This is a genomic window from Streptococcus infantis (assembly GCF_019929575.1).
GTDB lineage: Bacteria > Bacillota > Bacilli > Lactobacillales > Streptococcaceae > Streptococcus > Streptococcus infantis_L.
Map to the genome: position 1 here is coordinate 18,864 of NZ_JAHZPU010000007.1, position 25,168 is coordinate 44,031.

22 protein-coding genes are annotated in these 25,168 nt (G+C 39.5%); 16 read left to right on the forward strand and 6 right to left on the reverse strand.

Going from position 1 to position 25,168, the window contains the following annotated elements; all coding sequences use genetic code 11:
• Position 1 precedes the first annotated feature (1 nt).
• The 3 genes from alaS (at position 2) to K1I67_RS03830 (ending at position 4,428) form a co-directional block, all read left to right on the forward strand.
• Positions 2–2,620, forward strand: coding sequence for an alanine--tRNA ligase (alaS, locus tag K1I67_RS03820; protein WP_223338839.1), 2,619 nt, complete (start codon positions 2–4; stop codon positions 2,618–2,620).
• 141 nt (positions 2,621–2,761) lie between these two features.
• Positions 2,762–3,766, forward strand: a complete 1,005-nt coding sequence (locus K1I67_RS03825) for an NADP-dependent oxidoreductase (RefSeq protein WP_223338840.1) — start codon at positions 2,762–2,764, stop codon at positions 3,764–3,766.
• 17 nt (positions 3,767–3,783) lie between these two features.
• Positions 3,784–4,428 (forward strand): TetR/AcrR family transcriptional regulator, encoded by a 645-nt coding sequence (locus tag K1I67_RS03830; RefSeq protein ID WP_223338841.1) that lies wholly within the window; start codon positions 3,784–3,786, stop codon positions 4,426–4,428.
• A 100-nt stretch (positions 4,429–4,528) separates the two neighbouring features.
• Here the strand turns inward: K1I67_RS03830 and gdhA are convergent, their stop codons facing one another.
• Positions 4,529–5,875, reverse strand: a complete 1,347-nt coding sequence (gdhA, locus tag K1I67_RS03835; RefSeq protein WP_223338843.1) for an NADP-specific glutamate dehydrogenase — start codon at positions 5,873–5,875, stop codon at positions 4,529–4,531.
• A gap of 231 nt (positions 5,876–6,106) precedes the next feature.
• Between gdhA and K1I67_RS03840 the strand changes: the two genes are divergently transcribed.
• From K1I67_RS03840 to K1I67_RS03865, 6 genes are all read left to right on the forward strand, one after another.
• Positions 6,107–7,042 (forward strand): dihydroorotate oxidase, encoded by a 936-nt coding sequence (locus K1I67_RS03840; RefSeq protein ID WP_223338844.1) that lies wholly within the window; start codon positions 6,107–6,109, stop codon positions 7,040–7,042.
• A 32-nt stretch (positions 7,043–7,074) separates the two neighbouring features.
• A complete protein-coding gene (gene holA / locus K1I67_RS03845; protein WP_223338845.1) occupies positions 7,075–8,112 on the forward strand; it encodes a DNA polymerase III subunit delta in 1,038 nt (345 codons plus the stop codon).
• 69 nt (positions 8,113–8,181) lie between these two features.
• The gene (gene sodA / locus K1I67_RS03850; protein WP_223338847.1) at positions 8,182–8,787 is read left to right on the forward strand and encodes a superoxide dismutase SodA; all 606 of its coding nucleotides are present in this window, start codon (positions 8,182–8,184) and stop codon (positions 8,785–8,787) included.
• Between the two features lie 257 nt (positions 8,788–9,044).
• Positions 9,045–9,953 carry a LysR family transcriptional regulator gene (locus tag K1I67_RS03855; RefSeq protein WP_223338848.1) on the forward strand — a complete coding sequence of 303 codons (909 nt, stop codon included), beginning with the start codon at positions 9,045–9,047 and terminating at the stop codon, positions 9,951–9,953.
• Complete coding sequence (gene lspA / locus K1I67_RS03860; RefSeq protein ID WP_223338850.1) at positions 9,950–10,411, forward strand: signal peptidase II; 462 nt, start codon at positions 9,950–9,952, stop codon at positions 10,409–10,411. The genes K1I67_RS03855 and lspA overlap by 4 nt, the downstream gene beginning before the upstream one ends.
• A complete protein-coding gene (locus K1I67_RS03865) occupies positions 10,401–11,294 on the forward strand; it encodes an RluA family pseudouridine synthase (protein WP_223338852.1) in 894 nt (297 codons plus the stop codon). The genes lspA and K1I67_RS03865 overlap by 11 nt, the downstream gene beginning before the upstream one ends.
• Positions 11,295–11,317: 23 nt before the next feature.
• Here the strand turns inward: K1I67_RS03865 and ffh are convergent, their stop codons facing one another.
• The 3 genes from ffh to K1I67_RS03880 are packed head-to-tail and all read right to left on the reverse strand — an operon-like array spanning position 11,318 to position 13,451.
• A complete protein-coding gene (gene ffh, locus K1I67_RS03870) occupies positions 11,318–12,883 on the reverse strand; it encodes a signal recognition particle protein (RefSeq protein ID WP_223338853.1) in 1,566 nt (521 codons plus the stop codon).
• A gap of 17 nt (positions 12,884–12,900) precedes the next feature.
• On the reverse strand, positions 12,901–13,116 hold the full coding sequence (locus tag K1I67_RS03875; RefSeq protein WP_223338854.1) for a 2-oxoglutarate:acceptor oxidoreductase: 216 nt from the start codon (positions 13,114–13,116) through the stop codon (positions 12,901–12,903).
• Positions 13,117–13,118: 2 nt separating this feature from the next.
• Complete coding sequence (locus K1I67_RS03880; protein ID WP_000402062.1) at positions 13,119–13,451, reverse strand: putative DNA-binding protein; 333 nt, start codon at positions 13,449–13,451, stop codon at positions 13,119–13,121.
• Between the two features lie 153 nt (positions 13,452–13,604).
• On the opposite strand from K1I67_RS03880, the gene rnc reads away from it, so the two are divergent.
• The 4 genes from rnc (at position 13,605) to K1I67_RS03900 (ending at position 19,333) form a co-directional block, all read left to right on the forward strand.
• Positions 13,605–14,303 carry a ribonuclease III gene (rnc, locus tag K1I67_RS03885; protein WP_223338855.1) on the forward strand — a complete coding sequence of 233 codons (699 nt, stop codon included), beginning with the start codon at positions 13,605–13,607 and terminating at the stop codon, positions 14,301–14,303.
• Positions 14,294–17,833, forward strand: a complete 3,540-nt coding sequence (gene smc, locus K1I67_RS03890; RefSeq protein ID WP_223338856.1) for a chromosome segregation protein SMC — start codon at positions 14,294–14,296, stop codon at positions 17,831–17,833. Before rnc ends, smc begins: the two co-directional genes overlap by 10 nt.
• 89 nt (positions 17,834–17,922) lie before the next feature.
• Positions 17,923–18,582, forward strand: coding sequence for a trimeric intracellular cation channel family protein (locus K1I67_RS03895; RefSeq protein ID WP_223338857.1), 660 nt, complete (start codon positions 17,923–17,925; stop codon positions 18,580–18,582).
• A gap of 172 nt (positions 18,583–18,754) precedes the next feature.
• A complete protein-coding gene (locus tag K1I67_RS03900) occupies positions 18,755–19,333 on the forward strand; it encodes an HD domain-containing protein (RefSeq protein WP_223338860.1) in 579 nt (192 codons plus the stop codon).
• Between the two features lie 246 nt (positions 19,334–19,579).
• Here K1I67_RS03900 and K1I67_RS03905 read toward each other — a convergent pair whose 3' ends face one another.
• Positions 19,580–20,047, reverse strand: coding sequence for an 8-oxo-dGTP diphosphatase (locus tag K1I67_RS03905; protein ID WP_000136624.1), 468 nt, complete (start codon positions 20,045–20,047; stop codon positions 19,580–19,582).
• Positions 20,048–20,379: 332 nt separating this feature from the next.
• On the opposite strand from K1I67_RS03905, the gene K1I67_RS03910 reads away from it, so the two are divergent.
• From K1I67_RS03910 to ftsY, 3 genes are read left to right on the forward strand one after another with little or no spacing between them, the layout of a single operon-like run.
• Entirely contained in the window at positions 20,380–21,171 is a 792-nt protein-coding gene (locus tag K1I67_RS03910; protein WP_049526929.1) for a Cof-type HAD-IIB family hydrolase, read from the forward strand.
• Positions 21,171–21,989, forward strand: a complete 819-nt coding sequence (locus K1I67_RS03915; RefSeq protein ID WP_223338862.1) for a Cof-type HAD-IIB family hydrolase — start codon at positions 21,171–21,173, stop codon at positions 21,987–21,989. Before K1I67_RS03910 ends, K1I67_RS03915 begins: the two co-directional genes overlap by 1 nt.
• 3 nt (positions 21,990–21,992) lie before the next feature.
• Positions 21,993–23,423 (forward strand): signal recognition particle-docking protein FtsY, encoded by a 1,431-nt coding sequence (gene ftsY / locus K1I67_RS03920; RefSeq protein WP_223338864.1) that lies wholly within the window; start codon positions 21,993–21,995, stop codon positions 23,421–23,423.
• 39 nt (positions 23,424–23,462) lie between these two features.
• Here the strand turns inward: ftsY and zwf are convergent, their stop codons facing one another.
• The gene (gene zwf, locus K1I67_RS03925; RefSeq protein WP_223338866.1) at positions 23,463–24,950 is read right to left on the reverse strand and encodes a glucose-6-phosphate dehydrogenase; all 1,488 of its coding nucleotides are present in this window, start codon (positions 24,948–24,950) and stop codon (positions 23,463–23,465) included.
• Positions 24,951–25,168: the final 218 nt, after the last annotated feature.

The window sequence follows — 25,168 nt, forward strand, 5'->3', positions numbered from 1 at the left end:
TATGAAACAATTATCTAGTGCACAAGTCCGCCAAATGTGGCTTGATTTCTGGGCTACAAAAGGCCACTCAGTAGAACCATCTGTTAGCTTGGTTCCAGTAAACGATCCAACACTTTTGTGGATCAACTCAGGGGTTGCCACTCTTAAAAAATACTTTGACGGAACCATCATTCCTGAAAACCCACGGATTACCAATGCGCAAAAAGCCATCCGTACCAACGATATTGAAAACGTAGGTAAGACTGCCCGTCACCATACTATGTTTGAAATGTTGGGGAACTTCTCAATCGGGGATTACTTCCGTGACGAAGCAATTACATGGGCTTATGAGCTTTTGACAAGTCCTGAGTGGTTTGACTTCCCTAAAGACAAACTATACATGACTTATTATCCAGATGACAAGGATTCATACAACCGCTGGATTGAAGTGGGAGTGGATCCAAGTCATTTGATTCCAATTGAAGACAACTTCTGGGAAATCGGTGCAGGACCTTCTGGACCTGATACAGAAATCTTCTTTGACCGTGGGGAAGCCTTTGACCCAGAAAATATCGGTCTTCGTCTTCTTGCAGAAGATATCGAAAACGACCGTTATATCGAAATCTGGAACATCGTATTGTCACAATTTAACGCAGACCCTGCGGTTCCTCGTAGCGAGTACAAAGAATTGCCACACAAGAACATTGATACGGGCGCTGGTTTGGAGCGTTTGGTGGCGGTTATCCAAGGGGCTAAGACAAACTTTGAAACAGACCTCTTCATGCCGATCATTCGCGAAGTGGAGAAATTGTCTGGTAAGGTTTATGACCAAGATGGCGACAACATGAGCTTCAAGGTCATTGCAGACCACATCCGTTCTCTTTCATTTGCTATCGGTGATGGTGCCCTTCCTGGAAATGAAGGTCGTGGTTATGTCCTCCGTCGTCTTCTCCGCCGTGCCTCTATGCATGGTCAAAAATTGGGTATCAATGAGCCTTTCCTTTACAAACTCGTTCCAACTGTTGGAAAAATCATGGAAAGCTACTACCCAGAAGTTCTTGAAAAACGTGACTTTATTGAGAAAATCGTTAAGAGCGAAGAAGAGTCATTTGCTCGTACCCTTCACTCAGGTCAACACTTTGCCCAAGGCATCGTAACAGACTTGAAAGAAAAAGGACAATCTGTCATTGCTGGTCAAGATGTCTTTAAACTTTATGATACATACGGATTCCCAGTAGAGTTGACAGAAGAAATCGCTGAAGAAGCAGGAATGACTGTAGACCGTGAAGGCTTCGAAGCGGCCATGAAGGAACAACAAGAACGTGCGCGTGCGTCTGCTGTCAAAGGCGGATCTATGGGTATGCAAAATGAAACCCTTCAAAACATCACTGTAGAAAGTGTCTTCAACTACAATGCTAGCCAATTGTCTTCTAAGTTAGTGGCTATCGTAGCGGACAATGCTGAAGTAGAAAGTGTATCAGAAGGAACTGCTTCACTTATCTTTGCAGAAACACCATTCTACGCTGAAATGGGTGGACAAGTTGCGGACCACGGTCAAATCTTGGATGCTGCAGGAAATGTCGTAGCGACTGTGACGGATGTTCAAAAAGCACCAAACGGACAAGCATTGCACACCGTTGAAGTTCTTGCTCCTCTTGCTTTGAACCAAGAATACACTTTGGCCATCGATAGCAATCGTCGTCATCGTGTCATGAAGAACCACACAGCCACTCACTTGCTCCATGCAGCTCTTCATAATATCCTTGGCCACCATGCTACTCAAGCAGGTTCACTTAATGAAGTAGAATTCCTTCGCTTTGACTTCACTCACTTCCAAGCCGTGACTCCTGAAGAATTGCGTGCTATTGAGCAACAAGTCAATGAGAAGATTTGGGAAGCCATTGCAGTGGAAACAGTTGAGACTGATATTGACACAGCTAAAGAAATGGGAGCTATGGCCCTCTTTGGTGAGAAATACGGTAAGGAAGTTCGCGTAGTCACTATCGGGGACTATTCAGTAGAGCTTTGTGGTGGTACTCACGTTGGCAATACTTCTGAAATCGGTCTCTTCAAGATTGTCAAAGAAGAAGGGATCGGATCAGGAACTCGTCGTATCTTGGCAGTGACTGGTAAAGAGGCCTTTGAAGCTTATCGTGACCAAGAAGATGCACTGAAAGCAGTCGCAGCAACCTTGAAAGCTCCTCAACTCAAAGAAGTACCTCACAAGGTGGAAGGACTTCAAGAGCAACTCCGTCAATTGCAAAAAGAAAATGCAGAATTGAAGGAAAAAGCAGCAGAGGCGGCAGCAGGTGATGTCTTCAAGAATGTTCAAGAAGCAAACGGACACCGTTACATTGCCAGCCAAGTATCTGTATCAGACGCAGGTGCCCTTCGTACCTTTGCGGATAACTGGAAACAAAAAGATTACTCTGATGTCCTTGTTCTTGTCGCAGCTATCGGTGACAAGGTCAATGTCCTTGTAGCCAGCAAGACAAAAGAGGTACACGCAGGTAATGTGATCAAAGAATTAGCTCCAATCGTCGATGGACGTGGTGGTGGTAAACCAGACATGGCCATGGCAGGAGGAAGCAATCAAGCGAAAATCCAAGAATTGTTGGATGCAGTAGCAGGTAAATTGTAAGATAACAAAGATCTATCCATTCGGATAGGTCTTTTTGTTTAAAAATCATAGAGCAGTTGATTTCTTTGAAGAATAAGCGTATAATATATAAAAATTAATTGAGTACTCACTCAATTCGTTAGGGATTAGGAGAATTAGATAATGGTTATTAAAGCAATACAGTATAATCATTTTGGTGATGAGAAAGTTCTAGATTTAGTAAATATTACATCTGAACCATTAAAAATGAACCAAGTTAGGGTAGCAGTATTTGCTGTTGGTTTAAATCCTATTGATTATAAAACTTTCGAGGGGGCAAAGCCACTTCGTTTTTTGACTTTCTTAACAAAATTAAAACAACCAAGTCGTTGGTTTGAATCAAAATCATCTTTATTTCCAAGAGGTGTCGCTAGGGATTTTGCTGGTGTTATAACAGAGATTGGTGAAGGAGTGAGCCGTTTTTCAGTAGGTGACAAGGTTTTTGGAACAATAATAAGTGATCCTGGACTTGGTACTAAGAGGGGTGCGTTAGCAACAGAAATTTGTGTTTATGAATCAGAAATTGCATTGAAACCAGACAATATTGATATGTATCATGCTGCTACTATGGGGGTGGCCTCTTTAACAGTCGGTGGTGCTTTTAGAAGAATTCATTTAAATTCAAAAGATGTTGTAGTTATTTCGTCTGCTTCAGGTGGTATTGGAAGTATTGCAGTTCAGTATGCGGTTGCTAAGGGCGCAACTGTTATTGGTATTGCTAGCAAGAATAATGCAGAATATTTAGAGTCTTTAGGTGCTATACCAGTATCTTATGAAGAGGATGTCCCAAAGTCTCTTTTATCAGTAGCTCCAAAACCTATTACAAAATTCTTGGATTGCTATGGTGGTGATTACGTTAAGTTAGCTTTCCATCTTGGATTGAACGGAACTGATATTGGAACTTTAGTACCTTCACCATTTGTTATGATAAAAGGGGCTCAGTTCACTGGGCCAAGACATTCTACATATGATGATTTAAAAATTCTAGAGGAGATGGTCACAGATGGAAAAGTTCAGCTAAATATTGAGAAAGAGTATAGTTTTTCTCTGGAGTCTGTTAGAGAGGCTTATCATAGTCTGAAATTAGGGCATACTCGTGGTAAAAGAATTATCAAGATAAAAGAATAGATAGGGAGGAGTTAGCAATGGAAACTATAGAATATAAGTTCGCAGAGACATTAAAATCCAGTAGCTTAAGTTTAAAACAACGTCAAGTATTAATGTCAAGTTTAAAATTATTTTCAGAGATTGGTTTTGAAAATACAACTTCTCATCTTATTGCTGAACACGCTGGAGTCTCAGAAGGAACCGTTTTTAGTTATTTTAAAACCAAGGAAGGTATCCTAGATGCTATTTTATCTACATTTCTAGAGCAAATTATTCCAGAAGTGATTGCTGATTTTTCGGATAAGAGATTTACAATAGAGCAAAAATCTTTTTCACTTTTTCTAAGAAGCATCGTTCGGGATAGGTTAGTTTTTATTAGGAACAATAAAATGCAAGTTAAAATACTTTTGAATCGTTCACTTATTGATAAAGCTATTTCTGAAGAGTTAGGAAATATTATTGTACACTCTATCATTAATCCGATTAGTCCTGTTTTGAATCAATTTAAAGAAAATGGTGTTATCCGAGATTGGTCAAATGAAAGGATCGTTCGCTATATTTTAGCTTTAAGTCTTTCTTATATTGTTCCTATGATTATAAATGACAAAGAAGATATAAACTTTGATAAAGTAACAAATGAAATTGTCGAATGTCTTTCTTTTTCCTTAGTTATCGTAAAATAACTCTTAATTTTAAGTTCACTAAAAAATTAAGAGAGCTCTTTTTAAAACCAAAATAAAAATCCCCAATCGAAGTGATTGAGGATTTTTGTGTTGATTTATCTTACACAATCCCTTGAGCAATCATAGCATTTGCTACATTTTCAAAGGCTGCGATATTAGCACCTGCAAGGTAGTCAGTGCCTAAACCATATGTTTCTGCAGTTGTTTTAGCAGTGTTGAAGATGTTTGTCATGATGTCTTTCAAACGACCATCAACTTCTTCACGAGTCCATGAGAGGCGAAGGCTGTTTTGGCTCATTTCAAGCGCTGATACAGCTACACCACCAGCATTGGCAGCTTTTGCAGGTCCGTAAAGGATTCCATTTTCCTTGTAGACTTTGATAGCTTCAAGGTCGCTTGGCATATTGGCACCTTCAGATACACAGATAACTCCTTGAGCAACCAAGCGTTTCGCAGCTTCACCGTTGATTTCATTTTGAGTAGCACATGGAAGAGCGATGTCATAGTTACCAGTGTAAGTCCATACAGAACCTTCATGATAAGTAGCAGTTGGTTTTTCTGCAGCATACTCAGTCAAACGAGCACGGCGTTTCTCTTTAACATCTGTAAGAAGGTCAAAGTCGATACCATTTTCATCAATGACATAACCATTTGAGTCAGATACAGAGATAACGGTTGCACCAAGTTCAGTTGCTTTTTGAAGAGCGTATTGAGCTACGTTACCAGAACCTGAAATCACAACTTTCTTACCAGCAAAGCTGTTACCGTTAGCTTTGAGCATTTCTTCAGTGTAGTAAATCAAACCGTAACCAGTTGCTTCTGGACGAATCAAGCTACCACCAAATCCAAGAGGTTTACCAGTCAAGACACCAGCATCAAATTGGTTAAGGCGTTTGTATTGTCCGTAAAGGTAACCAATCTCACGTCCACCGACACCGATATCACCAGCAGGTACGTCAAGAGATGGTCCGATATATTTTTGCAATTCAGTCATGAAGCTTTGGCAGAAGCGCATCACTTCAGCATCTGTTTTACCTTTAGGATCGAAGTCTGATCCACCTTTACCTCCACCGATAGGAAGTCCAGTCAAGACGTTTTTAAAGATTTGTTCGAATCCGAGGAATTTCAAAATCCCTTGGTTTACAGTTGGGTGGAAACGAAGTCCGCCTTTATATGGTCCAACAGCAGAGTTAAATTGAACACGGTAACCACGGTTAACTTGAACTTTTCCATTACGGTCAACCCAAGGAACACGGAAAGAGATTACGCGCTCAGGTTCAGTGATACGTGCCAAGATGTTTTCTTCAATATACTCAGGGTGTTTTTCAAAAACAGGTTCCAAAGTGCTGAAGAATTCTTCAACCGCCTGGAGAAATTCAGCCTCATGCCCGTTACGAGCTTTTACAGTTTCAAACACGCTTTGGATATATTCTTTAGCAGATGTCATATCGTTCTCCTTTTTTTGTTGTCATATTTTATTACATGAGACATTATAGCAGAAAATTTTTTCAGTGTAAAGAAAAAAACATAAATTTTCTAAAAATTCTTTCAATTTAAAACGACTGATTCAGAACATGCTAAAAAACGAACCTTTTCTATGGAAATGGTTTTATTGAAAAGCAAAAGTCAAAGTATGGTATAATAATAGACATAAAAAGGAATCTGGAGGAACAGAATCATGGTATCAACTAAAACACAGATTGCTGGTTTTGAGTTTGACAATTGCTTGATGAATGCAGCAGGAGTTGCTTGTATGACAGTTGAGGAGTTGGAAGGTGTCAAAAACTCAGCAGCAGGAACCTTTGTCACTAAAACAGCAACCTTGGAATTTCGTCAGGGAAATCCGGAACCACGTTATCAAGATGTTCCACTCGGTTCTATCAACTCTATGGGGCTACCAAATAATGGTTTAGATTATTACTTAAACTATCTTTTAGAGTTACAAGAAAAGGAAGCAAATCGTACCTTCTTTTTATCATTAGTTGGGATGTCTCCAGAGGAAACTCATACCATTTTGAAAAAGGTTCAAGAAAGTGATTTCCGCGGTCTGACAGAACTGAATCTTTCATGCCCAAATGTTCCAGGTAAACCTCAGATTGCCTATGATTTTGAAACAACAGACCGTATCTTGTCAGAAGTCTTTGCCTACTTTACAAAACCTCTTGGGATTAAGCTTCCACCTTATTTTGATATTGTACATTTTGATCAAGCGGCAGCTATTTTTAACAAATACCCACTCAAATTCGTCAACTGTGTCAACTCTATTGGAAATGGTCTTTATATAGAAGACGAGTCTGTCGTGATTCGTCCAAAGAATGGCTTTGGTGGAATTGGTGGAGAATACATTAAACCAACTGCACTTGCCAATGTCCATGCCTTTTATCAACGCTTAAATCCTCAAATTCAAATCATCGGAACTGGTGGAGTGCTCACAGGGCGTGATGCCTTTGAACATATCCTATGTGGTGCCAGCATGGTACAAGTAGGAACTACTCTTCATAAAGAAGGTGTAGGTGCTTTTGAACGTATTACAAAGGAACTCAAAGAAATTATGACGGAAAAAGGATACCAAAGCCTAGAGGATTTCCGTGGAAAATTGAATTATATGGATTAAACAGAAGCTAAATTAAAAAGAAAGGAGAATAAATGCTAGCCATTGAAGAGAGTCAAGGCTTGACCATGAAGAACTTACCAGTCTTAACGGTATTTACTGGGGATGATTTGGGACAATTTGAAGTCATGAAGAGTCAAGTATTGAAACAAATTGGCTATGATTCAGCTGATTTGAATTTTGCTCACTTTGACATGAAAGAAGCGATCTACAAGGATATTGAGCTGGAACTCCTTAGTCTTCCTTTCTTTGCAGATGAAAAGATTGTAATTCTGGATCATTTTGTGGATATAAGCACGGCAAAAAAACGCTATCTGTCAGATGATGAACTCAAATCTTTTGAAGAATACTTGGAAAATCCATCGCCTACTAGCAAATTAGTGATTTTTGCAGAAGGTAAGTTAGACAGTAAGAGACGGTTGGTTAAACTTTTGAAGAGGGATGCCAAAGTTTTTGAAGCGATTGAGCCAAAAGAGCAGGAATTACGAGCATATTTTCAAAAGTGGAGTCAAAAACAAGGGCTTACTTTCGCTGAGAAATCTTTTGACCATCTACTCATCAAGTCAGGTTTTCAATTTAGCGAAATCCAAAAAAACCTTATCTTTTTGCTGTCATACAAGGCTGACAGTAACATCACTGAAGAGGATATTGTTCAAGCTATCCCTAAAACCTTGCAAGATAATATCTTTGACTTAACCCAGCTTATCCTCGCTAAAAAGATTGATCAGGCGCGAGATTTGGTAAAAGATTTGACCTTGCAGGGAGAAGATGAGATTAAACTGATTGCCATTATGCTGGGGCAGTTCAGACTCTATACACAAGTTAAGATTTTGGCAGAGTTAGGTCAGACAGAGTCCCAGATGGTCAGCAGTTTAGGGAACTACCTTGGTCGTAATCCCAATCCTTACCAAATCAAGTTTGCCCTTCGAGATTCTCGAAGACTATCCCTGGATTTTCTACAGAATTCTATTCGTTATCTTATCCAAGCTGATTATCAAATTAAGACAGGTGTTTACGAGAAAGGTTACCTGTTTGAGAGGGCCTTATTACAGATTGCAAGTCAGTCAGATTGAGCAAATAACTTGAAAAAATAGGATGATTGCGTTATCATCTTTATATAGAAAGAAAAAGAGGTATTACAGATGGCCATTATCTTACCAGAACTTCCATACGCTTACGATGCATTAGAACCATACATCGATGCGGAAACAATGCACTTGCACCATGACAAACACCACCAAACTTACGTTAACAATGCAAATGCAGCTCTTGAAAAACATCCTGAAATCGGTGAAGACCTTGAAGCTTTGCTTGCTGATGTAGAATCTATCCCAGCTGATATCCGTCAAGCGCTTATCAACAACGGTGGTGGACACTTGAACCACGCTCTTTTCTGGGAATTGATGACTCCTGAAAAAACAGCTCCTTCAGCAGAACTTGCAGCAGCAATCGATGAAACTTTCGGTTCATTTGAAGAATTCCAAGCAGCCTTTACAGCAGCAGCAACAACTCGTTTTGGTTCTGGATGGGCTTGGTTGGTTGTGAACAAAGAAGGTAAGCTTGAAGTAACTTCAACAGCAAACCAAGACACACCAATCTCAGAAGGTAAAAAACCAATCTTGGGCTTGGACGTTTGGGAACATGCATACTATGTGAAATACCGTAACGTTCGTCCTGACTACATCAAAGCTTTCTTCTCAGTTATTAACTGGAATAAAGTAGACGAACTCTACGCAGCAGCTAAATAATCTTAATAACGACACCTTGGGGTTAGAATTTCATCTAACTTGAAAGGTGTTTTTTGTTTGCTTTTCTTAGAAGTAATACTCAATGAAAATCAAAGAGCAAACTAGGAAACTAGGCGCAGGCTGTACTTGAGTACGGCAAGGCGACGTTGACGCGGTTTGAATTTGATTTTCGAAGAGTATAACTGTCTTATGATTTTCCTTTGTTAGATAGGCTTGATTTATGGTATAATGATAAGATAGAAATCGAAGGAGAAATCATGAATATTCAACAATTACGCTACGTTGTAGCTATTGCTAATAGTGGTACTTTTCGTGAAGCGGCTGAGAAAATGTACGTTAGCCAACCCAGTCTATCTATTTCTGTAAGAGACTTGGAAAAAGAGCTTGGCTTCAAGATTTTTCGTAGAACCAGTTCAGGAACTTTTCTTACACGTCGTGGGATGGAATTTTATGAAAAGGCACAAGATCTGGTTAAAGGATTTGATGTTTTCCAAAATCAGTATGCCAATCCTGAAGAGGAGAAAGATGAGTTTTCAATAGCCAGCCAGCACTATGATTTCTTGCCACCAACCATTACAGCTTTTTCGCAACAATATCCTGATTATAAGAATTTTCGTATTTTTGAATCTACAACTGTTCAGATTTTGGATGAAGTAGCCCAAGGACATAGTGAGATTGGAATTATCTACCTCAACAATCAAAACCAAAAAGGAATCATGCAACGGGTTGAAAAGTTAGGACTTGAAGTGATTGAGTTGATTCCTTTCCAGACGCATATCTATCTGCGTGAAAGACATCCGTTAGCCAAGAAAAAAGAGTTGGTTATGGAGGATTTGGCAGATTTACCAACAGTTCGATTCACGCAAGAAAAGGATGAGTATCTTTATTACTCAGAGAACTTTGTAGATACAAGTGCTAGCTCTCAAATGTTTAATGTAACTGACCGCGCTACCTTAAATGGGATTCTTGAAAGAACAAATGCTTATGCGACTGGATCTGGATTTTTAGATAGCGATAGTGTGAACGGGATCACGGTTATTCCGCTAAATGATAATCTCAATAATCGCATGGTTTATGTCAAGCGTGAAGAAGTAGAATTGAGCCAAGCAGGAACTTTATTTGTAGAGGTCATGCAAGAGTATTTTAGTCAGAAGAGGAAGTCATGAAAAAAAGAGGAATAGTAGCAGGAATCATAGCAGCCTTAATCGTGTTAGATCAATTGGTAAAAGCTTATGTCGTTCAGAATATTGCTCTAGGTGAAGTTAAATCATGGATCCCAAATCTAGTTAGTTTAACCTATCTGCAAAATAGGGGGGCAGCCTTTTCTATGCTTCAAGATCAACAGTGGTTTTTTGCGGTGATAACTATGGTAGTTATGGCAGGGGCTATTTGGTATTTACACAAGCATATGGAAGATTCTACCTGGACAGTCTTTGGCTTAGTTTTAATCATTGCAGGTGGTCTGGGAAACTTTATCGATCGTATTAGCCAAGGATTTGTTGTGGATATGTTCCACTTGGACTTTGTCAATTTTGCCATATTCAATGTGGCAGATAGTTATCTGACAGTAGGAGTGCTTGTTTTATTGCTTGCAATGCTAAAAGAGGAAATGAATGGAAATTAAAATTGAAACAGGTGGACTACGCTTAGACAAGGCTCTATCAGATCTAACAGAATTGTCTCGTAGTCTTGCCAACGAACAAATCAAGTCAGGTCAAGTCCTGGTCAACGGCCAGGTTAAGAAAGCCAAGTATACGGTCCAAGAAGGAGATGTTGTCACTTATCAAGTTCCTGAACCAGAAGTTTTAGAGTATGTGGCTGAAGATATTCCGTTAGAAATTATTTACCAAGATGAGGATGTAGCAGTAGTTAACAAACCTCAGGGTATGGTTGTTCATCCAAGCGCTGGTCACACCAGTGGTACCTTGGTTAATGCTCTGATGTATCACATCAAAGACCTATCTGGTATTAATGGTGTATTGCGTCCAGGGATTGTCCACCGTATCGATAAGGATACATCTGGTCTCTTGATGATTGCAAAAAACGATAATGCTCACATGGCGCTCGCTCAAGAATTGAAAGACAAGAAATCACTTCGGAAATATTGGGCCATTGTTCATGGGAATCTTCCCAACGACCGTGGAGTTATTGAGGCGCCAATTGGACGTAGCGAAAAAGACCGCAAGAAACAAGCAGTGACTGCTAAAGGGAAACCAGCAGTGACACGCTTCCAAGTTTTAGAACGTTTCGGTGACTATACCGTATTGGAATTGCAGCTGGAAACAGGACGAACTCACCAAATCCGTGTACACATGGCTTATATTGGCCATCCTGTAGCTGGTGATGAAGTTTATGGACCTCGTAAAACCCTAAAGGGACATGGACAATTTCTCCATGCCAAGACTCTTGGATTTACCCATCCTAAAACAGGGGAAACTATGGAATTTACTGCTGATATCCCAGATATCTTCAAGCAAACCTTGGAGAAACTTAGAAAAGAACAATAAAAAAGGACTCAAGCGAGTCCCTTTTATTTACGTTTTTTCTTAGCTTTTTTCATTTTATTGGCCATGCGTTTCATGGATTGCTTCATAGCAAATTCACCGATTTTACCCTTGAGACCTCCACCAAACATCTGGCTCATATCAGGCATTCCTGCTCCACCAAGAGCTGAAAGGTCAGGCATACCACCTTGTCCCATCATACCTTCAAGGGCAGACATATCCATACCCCCAGGCATATTTTTAGGAAGGTTGTTAGGGTTGATGCCCATCTGTTTCATCATCTTGTTCATGTCACCAGACATGACACCTTGCATGAGTTGTTTAGCTTGGTTGAAGTCCTTGATGAACTTGTTGACTTCGATAAAAGTATTACCAGAACCAGCAGCGATACGACGACGACGGCTTGGTGTGAGCAAATCTGGGTTTTCACGTTCTTCAGGAGTCATAGAAGAGACGATGGCACGTTTGCGAGCAATTTGTTTTTCGTCCACCTTCATATTTTGGACGGCAGGATTGTTGGCCATACCTGGAATCATCTTGAGCAAATCTTCCATTGGTCCCATATTTTGCACCTGATCCAACTGATCGATGAAATCGTTGAAATCAAAGGTGTTTTCTCGCATCTTTTCAGCCATTTCAATGGCTTTTTGCTCGTCGTATTCTTGAGAAGCTTTCTCAATCAGAGTCAGCATATCCCCCATACCGAGAATACGGCTAGCCATACGGTCAGGGTGGAAGGTTTCAATGTCGGTAATTTTTTCACCAGTACCAGTGAATTTGATTGGTTTTCCTGTGATGTGACGAACAGAGAGGGCAGCACCACCACGAGTGTCCCCGTCAATCTTGGTAAGGATGACACCGGTAACTTCTAATTGAGCGTTAAATTCACGCGCAACGTTTGCAGCTTCCTGACCAATCATGGCATCTATGACGAGAAGGATTTCATTTGGTTGAGCAAGAGCTTTAACATCACGGAGCTCGTTCATGAGAAGCTCGTCAATTTGCAGACGACCAGCCGTATCAATCAAGACATAGTCATTATGGTTGGCTTTGGCTTGCTCCAAACCTTGGCGAACAATCTCAACTGCAGGAACTTCAGTACCAAGAGCAAAGACAGGTACATCAATTTGTTGTCCGAGTGTCTTGAGCTGGTCAATAGCAGCAGGACGATAGATATCGGCCGCAATCATCAAAGGACGAGCATCCTCTTCCTTTTTAAGTTTGTTAGCAAGTTTACCTGCAAAAGTTGTTTTACCAGCCCCCTGCAAACCGACCATCATGATAATGGTTGGGATTTTTGGAGACTTGATAATCTCAGCTGTATCTGAACCAAGGACTTCTGTCAATTCTTCGTTAACAATCTTGATGATTTGTTGGGCTGGATTGAGGGTATCAATCACTTCATGTCCGACGGCACGTTCACGAACCTTCTTGATAAAATCCTTGACAACTGGTAGAGCAACGTCGGCTTCTAAAAGAGCTAGACGAATTTCCTTGGTTGCTTCTTGGATATCGCTCTCTGTAATTTTTCCTTTTTTACGTAGGTTTTTAAAGACGTTCTGCAAACGTTCTGTTAAATTTTCAAATGCCATTATTTTCTCCTATTTTTTCAATTCAGTGGAAATCGTCCGAAATGTTGCAAACTCTCTAGTTCTTCGGTTGTGACTTCTTTCATGATTTCATTTGGATATCCCCAACAGCTAAATCCTTCTTTAAGGGCTTGAGGAACAGAATCAGGTGAGAGAATTTGTAGTCTTGTAGGAAATGGTTCCTCTGCAGCTAATAGTTTGCAAGGTATTCCTTTATAGACAACAAGATTTTCCATGATTACTCCCTATTATCAATACTGGTCAAAATCTCAATTTGCTCTTGCAGAAAAGCATCCTCTGGATAACGCTCCAAAATCTGATCAAAAATTTGACTGCGAACAATGTAGTCAGAGTACATATGGAGTTTCATCTCATAGTCTTCCAATATCTTTTCAGTTCGTTTGATATTATCATAAACGGCCTGGCGACTGACACCGAATTCTTCAGCGATTTCAGCTAAACTATAGTCGTCTGCATAGTAGAGTTCGATATAGTTCATCTGCTTATCAGTTAAAAGGGCTGCATAAAATTCAAACAGAGCATTCATTCGATTGGTTTTTTCAATTTCCATAAGATTTATTATACCAAAAAAAAGCCCAATTCGCTAGCTGGGGGCTGATTTTAGCTAGAAGTTAGAAAATGAGCTTTTCACTGTTCTTTTCTGACTATGAAGCCTTTTTTTGATATAATGGATAGGATTATAATGATTTAGAAAGAGGTAGTCATGAAAGAATTAGAATCAGTGTTACAAGACCGTTTTGAGCTTGTTTTTACAGATAAAAGCTTACTTGAAACAGCTTTTACCCATACCAGTTATGCCAATGAGCACCGCCTCTTAAAAATTTCACACAACGAACGCTTGGAATTTTTAGGAGACGCTGTTCTGCAATTATTAATTTCAGAATATCTGTTTAAAAAATACCCTAAAAAACCAGAAGGGGACTTGTCAAAACTCCGTGCTATGATTGTCCGTGAGGAGAGTTTGGCTGGTTTTGCCCGTGATTGTCAGTTTGACCAGTTTATCAAGCTTGGTAAGGGGGAGGAAAAGTCTGGTGGTCGTAACCGAGACACGATCTTGGGCGACGCTTTTGAAGCCTTTTTGGGTGCTCTGCTTTTAGATAAGGATATAAAGACTGTAAAAACCTTTATCTACCAAGTCATGATTCCTAAGGTTGAAGCTGGCGATTTTGAGATGATCAAGGATTATAAGACTCACCTTCAAGAATTGCTCCAAGTTAATGGAGATGTTGATATTCGTTATCAGGTGATTTCAGAGATTGGGCCAGCCCATGATAAGATGTTTGAGGTTGAAGTCCTTGTTGAGGGGGAAAGTCTAGGTTCAGGTAAAGGACGCTCTAAAAAATTGGCCGAGCAGGAAGCCGCTAAAAATGCAGTTGAGAAAGGGCTGGATTCATGTATTTAAAGGAAATTGAGATCCAAGGGTTTAAGTCCTTTGCTGACAAGACCAAGGTTGTTTTTGACCAAGGGGTGACGGCGGTTGTAGGACCAAATGGCTCTGGGAAATCAAATATCACTGAAAGCCTCCGTTGGGCACTTGGTGAATCTAGTGTCAAGAGTCTGCGTGGTGGGAAGATGCCTGATGTCATCTTTGCAGGAACAGAAAGTCGGAAGCCTCTAAACTACGCTTCTGTTATTGTTACTTTGGATAACCAAGATGGCTTTATCAAGGATGCAGGCCAGGAAATCAAAGTTGAACGTCATATCTATCGGAGTGGAGATAGTGAGTACAAGATTGACGGCAAAAAAGTTCGTCTCCGTGATATCCATGACCTCTTCTTAGATACTGGACTCGGACGTGATTCTTTCTCCATCATTTCCCAAGGGAAGGTTGAAGAAATCTTTAACTCTAAACCTGAGGAACGTCGCGCTATCTTTGAAGAAGCGGCGGGAGTTTTGAAGTATAAAACCCGTCGTAAAGAGACAGAAAGTAAGCTGCAACAAACTCAGGACAACTTGGATCGTTTGGAAGATATCATCTATGAGTTAGACAATCAAATCAAGCCCTTGGAAAAACAAGCAGCAACAGCCCGTAAATTTATAGAACTAGACGGGCAACGTAAAGCCATCTACTTGGATGTTTTGGTCGCACAAATTCAAGCCAATAAGACTGAATTGGATGTAACAGAGGAAGAATTAAATCAAGTCCAAGAACTTTTGACCAGCTATTATCAAAAACGTCAAGACTTAGAAGAAGAAAACCAAACTCTCAAAAAGAAACGTCATGATTTACAAGCAGAGATGGCTAAAGATCAAACTAGTTTGATGGATTTGACTGCTCTAATCAGTGATTTAGAACGGAAATTGGCCTTGTCTAAACTGGAGACAGAGCAGGTTGCTCTCAATCAACAAGAGGCACAGGCTCGTTTGGCTAGTTTGGACGAAAAGAGAAATGTTCTCATTCAAGAGAAGGAAGAAAAAGAAACAAATCTCAGTCAGTTAGAAGAAAATCTAGCTGTCAATACTAAGGAAGTCAATCGTTTAGAAGCTGAGTTGTTAGCTTTTTCTGATGATCCAGACCAAATGATTGAGCAATTGCGTGAACGTTTCGTTGCCTTTTTACAAGAAGAAGCAGATGTTTCTAACCAGCTGACACGGATTGAAAATGACCTTGAAAATAGTCGCCAACAGACTCAAAAGCAAGAAGAACAATTAGTATCCTTGAAGGAACAATTGGCTACTGCCAAGTCTAAGGCTGCTGACCAAGAGCTTGCCCTAAAATCTGCTAAAGAAGAAGTACAGAACTTACTCGCTGACTATCAGACGAATGCTAAACAGGAAGAAGAACAAAAACAGGTTTACCAAAGTCAACAAAATCAACTCTTTGATCGTTTAGATAGTTTGAAAAACAAGCAGGCCAAGGCACAAAGTTTGGAAAACATTCTTAAAAACCATAGTAATTTTTATGCGGGTGTTAAGAGTGTTCTACAAGAGAAAAATCGCCTAGGAGGTATTGTTGGAGCTGTTAGTGAACATTTGACCTTTGATGTTCGTTATCAGACAGCACTTGAAATTGCTCTTGGTGCAAGTAGCCAACACATTATCGTTGAAGATGAACAGGCAGCAACAAAGGCCATCGATTTTCTTAAGAGAAACCGAGCTGGTCGCGCGACCTTCCTACCTTTAACAACTATTAAGGCACGTAGCATTTCTGGGCAGAATCAAGATGTGATTGCCTCAAGTCCAGGTTTTCTTGGAATGGCAGATGAATTGGTTACTTTTGATGCCAAGCATGAAGCTATATTTAAAAACTTGCTTGCTACAACAGCAATCTTTGATACGGTAGAGCATGCTCGTGATGCAGCTCGCAAGGTACGTTATCAAGTTCGGATGGTAACGCTAGACGGTACAGAATTGCGAACAGGTGGTTCTTATGCTGGTGGTGCCAATCGTCAAAATAACAGTATTTTCATCAAGCCTGAATTGGAGCAATTGCAAAAAGAAATTGCTCAAGAAGAAAAGCTTCTTCGTCAAGAGGAGGAAAATCTGAAATCAGTTCAAGAAGCCTTGACTGCCCTCACTCAGACTTTGGAGACCATTAAGTCCCAGGGAGAGCAAGCTCGTATAGAGGAGCAGGGCTTGTATCTTGCTTATCAACAAACTTGCCAGCAAGTCGAAGAACTCGAAACACTCTTAAAACTTCAGGAGCAAGAATTAACTAATCTCAGAGGTGGAGATTGGCAAGCTGAAAAAGAAAAATGCCAAGAACGTCTCGCAGTTATTGCAACTGAAAAGCAAAAGCTGGAATCTGAGATTGAAGAAATCAAGTCCAATAAAAATGCTATTCAGGAACGCTATCAAAACTTACAGGAAAAACTTTCTCAAGAGCGTCTTCGTAAAACAGAAATGTTAGGTCAAAAGCGTTATGAAGTTGCAGATATTGAACGGATCAATAAAGAACTTGAGAACCTCAATATTGAGCAAGATGAAATCGAACGTCTTCTCCAAGAAAAGGTAGACAATCTTGAAAAAGTTGATACGGAACTTTTGGCCAAGCAGGAAGCAGAAGCCAAGAGTCAGAAGGAAGAAATTCAACAAGGGCTTATTCGTAAGCAGTTTGAGCTGGATGATATTGAAGGTCAATTAGATGATATTGCTAGTCATTTAGAACAAGCTCGTCAGCAAAATGAAGAATGGATTCGTAAGCAAACACGTGCAGAAGCAACCAAAGAGAAGATTACGGACCGCCTTCGCTATCTTCAAGGTCAACTGACTGAAGAATATCAGATTAGCTATACAGAAGCTTTAGAACAAGCCAACCAATTGGAAGACTTGGCTGTCGCTGAACAAAAGGTCAAGGATTTGGAAAAATCCATTCGTTCACTTGGTCCGGTTAACTTGGATGCTATTGAACAGTTTGACGAAGTTCACGAACGCTTGGAATTCTTGAATAGTCAGCGTGATGACATTCTTTCTGCTAAAAACTTACTTCTTGAAACCATTACAGAGATGAATGATGAAGTGAAAGAACGCTTTAAGTCAACATTCGAAGCTATTCGTGAGTCCTTTAAGGTGACCTTTAAGCAGATGTTTGGTGGTGGGCAAGCAGACCTAATTCTGACAGAAGGTGATTTATTGACAGCAGGTGTCGAAATCTCTGTGCAACCACCGGGCAAGAAAATCCAATCACTCAATCTCATGAGTGGTGGAGAGAAGGCCTTGTCAGCTCTGGCTTTGCTCTTCTCAATCATTCGGGTCAAGACTATTCCATTTGTTATCTTGGATGAAGTAGAAGCTGCACTTGATGAAGCAAACGTTAAACGCTTTGGGGATTATCTCAATCGATTTGACAAGGATAGCCAGTTTATCGTCGTTACCCACCGTAAGGGTACAATGGCGGCCGCAGACTCTATTTATGGGGTGACCATGCAAGAATCTGGTGTTTCTAAGATTGTGTCTGTTAAACTAAAAGACTTAGAAAATATGGATGCTTAGTTTGTTTTCGATACAACATTTCAAGCTAAAGTATTTAGAATAACCTTCAAGAAGTCGGAAAGGTTACAAAAATAAATTGAGGAGCTTATATGGATTTTGACCTATTCCTAATGATCTGTAATTATATTGGGACTATAGCCTTCGCGGCTTCAGGAGCCATCAAAGGATTTGGTAAACGATTAGATATTTTTGGAATTAGTTTATTGGCAATTGTAACGGCAGTAGGTGGAGGGATTTTGAGAGATTCTATTATCAGTCGTTTTCCTTCCTCTCTTGCTGATCCCAGCCCGATTTATGTCTCTATCCTTGTAGCGGTTATCATGTATGTCTTTGTAACTTCAAAACAAGCCAATGCTAGTCAAGAAAAAAAATTCTATAAGTGGTTGAGAGAAGCCTATCTCATCTTTGACTCCATTGGGCTAATTATCTTTTCCTTGATTGGAGCGACAGCCTTAGTGGATAGTAAGCTAAATTTGATGTCTGCAGGTCTTTTAGCCTGCTTAACGGGTGCAGGTGGTGGAATTATCCGAGACCTCCTGATCAATGAAGTCCCAAGTGTTCTAAAAGAAGATATTTATGCCCTTCTATCTTTCGTAATTGGAGTTATTTATTATTGGTTGGCCTTTGTCCTTCACTTTCCAAGAATCACTGTCTTTATCATTGTTTCTATTGTTGGTTTTGTGATTCGACTCTGCATCATTAAATTCCGACTCTCTTTGCCAAATATGGATAAGAGAACCTTGAATTGATGAATGGCTGAAAGTTTAATTCTAAACCCGTAAATAAGTTTAAAATAGTCATTTTATCAGCGTCTAATCTCATGTGGATTAGGCGTTATTTTTTTGCAAATACGGGAAATTAATGATGTAAAGATTAATTTTTGCTATTATATTTGTAATTTAGAATAAAGTAGGAATAGCAATGAGTAATTTGAAACATTCTGTTGATTTTATTAAAGAAATAGAGAAATTAAAGTCAGTGACAAGATTTAATAGAACTCTTGATGGCAGATTTGAAAATAGTGCCGAGCATTCCTGGCAGGGTGCCATAGCTGCAATGGTTCTTCAAGATTATTATCCTGAAAAATTGGATATGGAAAAAGTCACTTCTATGTTATTGATTCATGATTTAGGTGAGATTTATGCCGGAGATACTTGGGTTTTTGATGATGAAAAAAAGCTTCATTCTCATGATAGAGAACTAGCATCTATAGAAAAAACAATGAGCCTCCTTCCAGAAGAGAAATATTTGAATATGAAAAATTTGTGGTTGGAATTTGAAAAAGGGCAGAGTGCTGAAGCAAGATATGCAAGAGTGATCGACTCCTTGGTACCACTGATAAATCACTTAGAAGTGTCAGAATTCAATTATAATCCTGATAATATTAGTGCAGACATGGTATTAGAAAAGAAAAAGTTCATAAAAAGTGAATCAGAAGAATTATGGAAACTGACGGAAGACTTGATTCAGGAAAGTGTGGAAAAGGGCTTATATTTTTAATAACAATTGACCCAATTGATGCAATAGAATATATAGAGAAAGCCTTGGAATAAGCTGTTTCCAAGGCTTTGTAGCTATCTATAGATATAAGGAAAAAATTGTTAGAGTAGATGATTTTTATTAGATACCCTTGTTTTGTAAAACGTTAAATTATATGTTATTAAAGACGGATTGTGTTGAGTATTGAATTATACAAAAATTACTAATGGTTTAAGACTTTTACATTTAATTATACTGTAGAGAATATTAGTCAAATAAAATTGTTTTGTTTTCACTAATGCATTTCTTATTATCATCCCAATAGTTAATACTTTCAAAGCTTCCTTTTCTTAAATAAAGTGGTAGCCTTTTTCTTATTTCATCTTGCATTGGTATTTTATCAATATCTTTTAGATTCCACCATTTTGGCTCACCTTCAGCAGATGTGCTTAGTTCACCAGTAAACTGAGTACATAAAAAGTCATAGAAGACAAATCTCTCATTACCAATTGAATTAGTAAAGCCTGAAATTCCCTTTAATTCAAGATTTAATGCAGTGAGTCCAGTCTCTTCCTTAAGTTCGCGTAATGCAGCTTCAAAAAAACTTTCAGGGAATTCAACTTTTCCCCCCGGTGGAATCCAGCCAGGAAAATTATCGTGCTGTCTATTAAGTAATAAAATTTCTTGATTTTTCAAAACGCAAATATTGACCCAGTTTTTGATTTTTTCAGTCATATTATCAACCTCCAACAAGTATTTTTTCATATGCAAGATTATATGTCAAGAACTATATGCTATTTATGATTGTGACAAATGTATCTCAACCAAAGATTGATAATTTTTACGCAATAGTTGATTAACTCTCAGAATAGACTTTAATCAAGAACTTTGGCAGAAAAGAGTTGAGAGGCTGGATATAAAAGAAAGTAAGAAAATCAGCCTGGCCTTCAAAATGGCATATGGATTGATTTATAGAAGACAAGGACGTGTCAATTCAGCACGTCTTTTTTTGCTTTTTCTATGGTATAATAGAAGGTAGATTTATTAATTGGAGTATGAAGAATTTTATGATTAAATTAGTAGCAACGGATATGGACGGTACTTTTTTAGATGGTGCCGGTCAATTTGATATGGAGCGTCTGAAAAAGTTGCTCCATTCTTATCAAGAAAAAGGAATCTACTTTGCTGTTGCCTCTGGTCGTGGGCTTTTGTCACTTGAAAAGCATTTTGCAGATGTTAAAGATGAGATTATTTTCATTGCTGAAAATGGGAGTCTCGTTCGTTTCCATGGAGAGGACCTCTATGAAGCAACCATGCCTCGAGATTTTTACCTATCAACATTTGAAAAACTAAAGACTTCACCTTATTTTGATGAGAAAAAGATGCTCTTGACTGGTAAAGAGGCTTGCTATGTATTAGACACAGTAGATGAAACCTATCTTATGTTTAGTCATCATTACAATGAAAATATCAAAAAAGTAGCCAGTCTTGAAGAGATTACCGATGAGATTTTCAAATTCACAACTAACTTTACTGAAGAGACAGTAGAAGCCGGAGAAGCTTGGGTCAATGAACATGTTCCTGGGGTCAAGGCTATGACGACAGGATTTGAATCCATTGACATCGTTTTAGACCATGTTGACAAGGGAGTTGCTATTGTCGAATTGGTCAAGAAGTTAAATCTAGATATGGACCAGGTGATGGCCTTTGGTGATAATCTTAATGACCTGCACATGATGCAAGTTGTAGGGCACCCAGTCGCACCTGAAAATGCTCGTCCAGAGATTTTAGAACTAGCTGAAACAGTTATCGGACATCACAAAGACCAATCAGTTATTGCTTATATGGAGGGATTGTAATGGCAGATATTAAATTAATTGCCCTAGACTTAGATGGGACTTTGCTGACGACAGACAAGAAATTGACTGATCGTACTAAGGCAACTTTAAAGGCTGCGCGTGAGCAGGGAGTAAAAGTGGTACTGACAACGGGACGTCCTCTCAAGGCTATGGATTTCTTCCTTAAAGAGCTTGGAACAGACGGCCATGATGACGAGTATACTATCACCTTTAATGGTGGATTGGTTCAGAAAAATACAGGTGAGATTCTTGATAAGACAGTCTTTTCAATTGATGATGTGACACGTATTTATGAAGAAACTGAAAAATTAGGAATCCCCTTAGATGCCATTTCAGAAGGAACAGTTTATCAGATTCAGTCTGACCAAGAAAGTTTATATGCTCAGTTTAACCCGGCTCTAACTTTTGTTCCAACTGCTTTTGAAGATTTGTCTAGTCAAATGACCTACAACAAATGTGTGACCGCTTTTGCCCAAGAACCACTGGATGCCGCAATTGCTATTATTTCTCCAGACTTGTTTAACAATTATGAAATTTTTAAATCTCGCGACATGCTTTTGGAATGGTCACCAAAGAACGTTCATAAGGCTACTGGACTAGCTAAATTGATCGACCATCTAGGAATTGACCAAAGTCAAGTGATGGCTTGTGGAGATGAGGCCAATGACCTTTCCATGATTGAATGGGCAGGACTCGGAGTTGCTATGCAAAATGCTGTGCCTGAGGTCAAGGAAGTTGCAAATGTAGTAACCCCTATGACCAATGACGAGGAAGCTGTTGCCTGGGCCATTGATAAATATGTACTGAAGGAGAACTAAAGAATGGGATTATTTGACCGTTTATTTGGGAGAAAAGAAGAACCAATAATCGAAGAAGTCGTTAAAGAAGCTTTGGAAAACTTGGATCTGACAGAACCTAGCGAGGAAGTTGAAGCACTTGGAACTGAAGAAGTTGAAATGAAAAATACTGAGGAAATCGATCATAGTTCAGAAGTTGAGGAAACTTATTCTAAAGAAGCTAGTGAGTCTGCAGAACCAGAGGCAGAAGCTACACTAGAAACAGTTGAACCGAAAGCAACTCAGTTTGAAGAGAAAACTGAGTGCCATTGTTGTCAGGAAGAGTCAACAGAAGTTGAAGAAACTGAAGAAAGAGCTCACGAGGTAGCAGAGTTTGTTGCAGAAGAATCTGAGTCACCAGTCGAAGAAGTACCTTCAAGTGATAGCGACGATGAAGAAGCTGATCAAGTTCAACCAGACGAGACGGAGTCAGATACCTCTGAAGAAGAGGAAGAAGATCTAGTAATCGAAGAAATTCCTCAAGTTCAAGAGACTGTACAGGAAAAATATGACCGTAGTCTCAAGAAAACTCGTACGGGCTTTGGAGCTCGTTTGAATGCTTTCTTTGCTAACTTCCGCTCTGTTGATGAAGAATTCTTCGAAGAACTAGAAGAACTCTTAATCATGAGTGACGTTGGTGTACAGGTAGCTTCAAATCTCACTGAAGAATTGCGCTATGAAGCAAAACTTGAAAATGCCAAGAAACCAGATGTCCTCCGTCGTGTCATCATAGAAAAATTAGTAGAGCTTTACGAAAAAGATGGACAATACAATGAAAGCATTAACTTCCAAGATGGTTTGACAGTCATGCTCTTTGTAGGTGTTAATGGTGTCGGGAAAACAACTTCAATCGGTAAATTAGCGCATCGCTACAAGCAAGCAGGCAAGAAAGTCATGCTTGTTGCTGCTGATACCTTCCGTGCTGGTGCGGTAGCTCAGCTAGCAGAATGGGGTCGTCGTGTAGATGTTCCTGTGGTTACTGGACCTGAAAAAGCAGATCCAGCGAGTGTGGTTTTTGATGGGATGGAACGTGCGGTGGCTGAAGGTGTTGACATTCTCATGATTGATACAGCTGGCCGTTTACAAAATAAGGAAAACTTGATGGCAGAGTTGGAAAAAATTGGTCGTATCATTAAACGTGTTGTGCCAGAAGCTCCGCATGAAACCTTCCTAGCTCTGGATGCCTCGACAGGTCAAAACGCTCTTGTACAAGCCAAAGAGTTTTCAAAAATTACTCCTGTTACAGGAATTGTCTTAACCAAGATTGATGGAACTGCCCGAGGTGGTGTTGTTCTTGCTATCCGTGAGGAACTCAATATTCCTGTTAAGTTGATTGGTTTTGGTGAAAAGATTGACGATATTGGTGAGTTCAACTCTGAGAACTTTATGAAAGGCCTTCTAGAAGGGCTACTATAAAAAAGAATATCCTGCAAGAATTCTTGCAGGATATTTTTTCTATTCGAGTCGACCATCTTTACGATAGGCGATATCTGGTTGCCAAGTCCACTCAGCACTGTATTTTTCAAGGAGATCAAAGCTAGCTTGAGGTCCCATGCTACCAGCCTTGTAGTCATGGAGTGGGGCACCGTTTTCAGCCCAAAGTTTTTCAATGCGGTCAATCAACTCCCAAGAAGCGCTAACTTCTTCCCAGTGGCTAAAGTTGGTTGAGTTGTTATTTAAAACGTCGTAGATGAGCTTTTCATATGGATCTGGTGAAGCACCTGTTTCAGTTGCATCTGTTCTGTAATCAAGTGAATTAGGTGCAAGTTTAAACTCTTCTCCAACCTCTTTCCCATTAAGGCTAAGTGAAAATCCTTCTGTTGGTTGGATGTAGATTGTCAAAATATTCGGTGCTAGGGGTTCTCCAAAAATGGAATCCATTTGTTTGAAGACAATATTCACGTGTGTTCCTTTTTCAGTGAGACGTTTACCTGTCCGGAAGAAGAAAGGTACATCACGGAAACGATCAGTATCTACAAAGAAGGCACCTGAAGCAAATGTTTCTGTCATAGATTCAGGGTTAACATTTGGTTCGCTACGGTAAGAAATGTATTTCATGCCATCGACTTTACCAGAACGGTATTGACCTCGGATAAAGTGTTCTTTTAGTTCTTCATCTGAAGGATGGTAAAGGTTTTTAAAGACCTTGATTTTCTCCGCACGAATGTCATCCTTTGTAAAGCTTGCAGGCTTGTCCATAGCTAGGAGTGACAGAAGTTGGAGGGTATGGTTTTGAACCATGTCACGAAGGGCACCAGATTCATCATAGTAGCCACCACGCTCTTCAACACCTAGACGTTCTGCAAAGGTGATCTGAACATTATCGATGTGCTCACGATTCCAAACATTTTCAAAAATCATATTGGCAAAGCGGACTGCAAAGATACTCTGAATCATCTCTTTACCAAGATAGTGGTCAATGCGGTAAATTTGCTCCTCGTCAAAGGTAGCAAGAAGTTCCTCATTGAGTTGTTTAGCAGTAGCGTAGTCTGTACCAAAAGGTTTCTCAACAATCAAACGTTCAAAGCCTTTACCATCAACGATTTGTTCTGACTTGAGGTGTTTGGCAATGGTACCAAAGAACTGAGGTGCCATTGAAAGGAAGAAGAGCTTGTTGTGGTCAGTTTGGTATTTTTCGTTTAACTCAGCTTGAAGCTTGCGTAATTCGATATAATGTTCGGTGTCATTAACATCGTGACTTTGATAGTAAAAATGACTAGCAAACGCTTGAGCCTCTTCAACGCTATCTGCCAAATCAAGAATGGATTCGACTACAACAGACTCAAAATATTCCTTACTCCAAGGTCTACGAGCAGTTCCAATAACAGCAAAATGATCAGACAAATTACCTGATTTGTAAAGTCTAAAAAGTGAAGGATAGAGTTTACGTTTGGCCAAATCCCCACTTGCACCGAAAATTGTAACAATAACTTTTGATGACATCTAGCTACCTAATTTCTATTTTGTTTCCTAGTCAAACTAGGCATGAGGAATCCCCATTTTTCATATCCTTTATTTTATCATAATTTTCTAAAAAATCCAAAAATCCAATACATCTATACTAAAAAGAGGCTGGAACAAAAGTCCTAGCCTCTCAATTGTCTTTGGATTGTCGAGCAAGACGTAGTAGAGCCCTACTCAACTGTGCGGAGGTGGGACGA

Coding starts and splice junctions, on each gene's coding strand:
- zwf (WP_223338866.1), bottom strand. CDS start 24,950: ATGTCATCAAAAGTTATTGTTACAATTTTCGGTGCAAGTGGGGATTTG.
- sodA (WP_223338847.1), top strand. CDS start 8,182: ATGGCCATTATCTTACCAGAACTTCCATACGCTTACGATGCATTAGAA.
- smc (WP_223338856.1), top strand. CDS start 14,294: ATGTATTTAAAGGAAATTGAGATCCAAGGGTTTAAGTCCTTTGCTGAC.
- K1I67_RS03915 (WP_223338862.1), top strand. CDS start 21,171: ATGGCAGATATTAAATTAATTGCCCTAGACTTAGATGGGACTTTGCTG.
- lspA (WP_223338850.1), top strand. CDS start 9,950: ATGAAAAAAAGAGGAATAGTAGCAGGAATCATAGCAGCCTTAATCGTG.
- K1I67_RS03855 (WP_223338848.1), top strand. CDS start 9,045: ATGAATATTCAACAATTACGCTACGTTGTAGCTATTGCTAATAGTGGT.
- K1I67_RS03905 (WP_000136624.1), bottom strand. CDS start 20,047: ATGACTGAAAAAATCAAAAACTGGGTCAATATTTGCGTTTTGAAAAAT.
- K1I67_RS03840 (WP_223338844.1), top strand. CDS start 6,107: ATGGTATCAACTAAAACACAGATTGCTGGTTTTGAGTTTGACAATTGC.
- K1I67_RS03825 (WP_223338840.1), top strand. CDS start 2,762: ATGGTTATTAAAGCAATACAGTATAATCATTTTGGTGATGAGAAAGTT.
- K1I67_RS03830 (WP_223338841.1), top strand. CDS start 3,784: ATGGAAACTATAGAATATAAGTTCGCAGAGACATTAAAATCCAGTAGC.
- gdhA (WP_223338843.1), bottom strand. CDS start 5,875: ATGACATCTGCTAAAGAATATATCCAAAGCGTGTTTGAAACTGTAAAA.
- ftsY (WP_223338864.1), top strand. CDS start 21,993: ATGGGATTATTTGACCGTTTATTTGGGAGAAAAGAAGAACCAATAATC.
- K1I67_RS03865 (WP_223338852.1), top strand. CDS start 10,401: ATGGAAATTAAAATTGAAACAGGTGGACTACGCTTAGACAAGGCTCTA.
- K1I67_RS03895 (WP_223338857.1), top strand. CDS start 17,923: ATGGATTTTGACCTATTCCTAATGATCTGTAATTATATTGGGACTATA.
- ffh (WP_223338853.1), bottom strand. CDS start 12,883: ATGGCATTTGAAAATTTAACAGAACGTTTGCAGAACGTCTTTAAAAAC.
- K1I67_RS03875 (WP_223338854.1), bottom strand. CDS start 13,116: ATGGAAAATCTTGTTGTCTATAAAGGAATACCTTGCAAACTATTAGCT.
- K1I67_RS03900 (WP_223338860.1), top strand. CDS start 18,755: ATGAGTAATTTGAAACATTCTGTTGATTTTATTAAAGAAATAGAGAAA.
- K1I67_RS03880 (WP_000402062.1), bottom strand. CDS start 13,451: ATGGAAATTGAAAAAACCAATCGAATGAATGCTCTGTTTGAATTTTAT.
- alaS (WP_223338839.1), top strand. CDS start 2: ATGAAACAATTATCTAGTGCACAAGTCCGCCAAATGTGGCTTGATTTC.
- holA (WP_223338845.1), top strand. CDS start 7,075: ATGCTAGCCATTGAAGAGAGTCAAGGCTTGACCATGAAGAACTTACCA.
- rnc (WP_223338855.1), top strand. CDS start 13,605: ATGAAAGAATTAGAATCAGTGTTACAAGACCGTTTTGAGCTTGTTTTT.
- K1I67_RS03910 (WP_049526929.1), top strand. CDS start 20,380: ATGATTAAATTAGTAGCAACGGATATGGACGGTACTTTTTTAGATGGT.